Here is a 1245-nt window from a genome sequence, read left to right on the forward strand (position 1 = left end):
TTACGCTAAATAACTATGTACATGAGCCGTATACGAGGCCCGTATGTACGGTTCTGTGAGAGGGATGAGGCGGTGACGCCTCACCCTACTCGATGTTTTTTTGGGGGGAATGCAGTATTAGTATTTAAGCGCAGACATGTTTTTTTTAATATGTGGGTGATAAACGGCAGTACGGTTTTTCTTTATTTTTCTGCTGGTCGTGGTTTAGAGTAGTGAGAAGTAAAAAGGAGAATAGCCCCAGAGTGGTATAGATTAGAATGACGGTTTGGGGACGAGTAACTGTTAGGGCTATTTTTTGAGTTTAGTCGTTCATAAAAGGATTTTGTAAAATGATTAATGACTTAAGTTTAAGTAAGAATGTACAGTTTTATGAGCTCAATAAAGCACTTACCGTAAAGTCTATTGAAGATACATTCAGAGAAATCTCTAAAGAACGTGTAGGAAACTACCTTAAAAATAGTTACCTCGTGAGAAAAAAATATACTACAGCCACTGGTAACAAAGTTATCTACTCCTTTGTTTCATATAAAATTGAGGCTGAACCTTCATTTTTATCTGGTACTAAGGTTAAAGAACAAAAGTATGCTTATCTTTTATTAATTGAATGTAATGATGCTTTAGCTATTTTGAAGAAGTATGTCGATTCACCAGAAAAACATTTTTCTTCTTTTATAGGTGAGTATGATTATGAAAAGTTTTGTCATTTTCATGGTAATAAAAACCCTGAATATGAGAGAGTTACCATGAAAAATATGAGTATTTCTAATGCTGTAATAAGATCTCGCTCTTTAGAAGCAAAAAGCTTAAATGGAATCCTTTCATCTAATTCATCTAGCCGATCAATCCCAAGCAATTTTAGAATGAAAGTCGGTGAAGACTCATACACTTTAACACCTAGCACTTCTAGAGTTAGCCATAGGGATAACAAGTCATCATTTGATGGCTTAGTTGATTGGGTAATTGAAATTAAAAATGAAATAAAAATAACCAACAATGAAAGTGAGTTTCTTCGTAATTTCGCATCTCCGATCTGTTTAAAGGATATTATTGACTTAGGTCATAAAGTCGTGGCTATTCTCATTGATTTGAGTGAGGTTGAAACTAAATTATCTAACGGTAGCGCTGTTTTAAGCAAAGCTGATGGTTCCCCAGGGTAAGAGCGTGATCATTTTTTAAGCAGTTATCACTTTTTCAAGATACGCAGTATCCATAGCCGCAATGCGCTGTTTACGTCGGATGCTGGCC

Annotated in this window: 1 protein-coding gene; it reads left to right on the forward strand. The window is 35.4% G+C overall.

The features are described from left to right. Window positions 1-329: 329 nt before the first annotated feature. Window positions 330-1157, forward strand: coding sequence for a hypothetical protein (locus MHN02_RS21495; RefSeq protein ID WP_239247981.1), 828 nt, complete (start codon window positions 330-332; stop codon window positions 1155-1157). Window positions 1158-1245 lie beyond the last annotated feature (88 nt).

Source organism: Alteromonas sp. CNT1-28, from assembly GCF_022348345.1.
GTDB classification, from domain to species: Bacteria; Pseudomonadota; Gammaproteobacteria; order Enterobacterales; family Alteromonadaceae; genus Alteromonas; species Alteromonas macleodii.

Coding starts and splice junctions, on each gene's coding strand:
- MHN02_RS21495 (WP_239247981.1), top strand. CDS start 330: ATGATTAATGACTTAAGTTTAAGTAAGAATGTACAGTTTTATGAGCTC.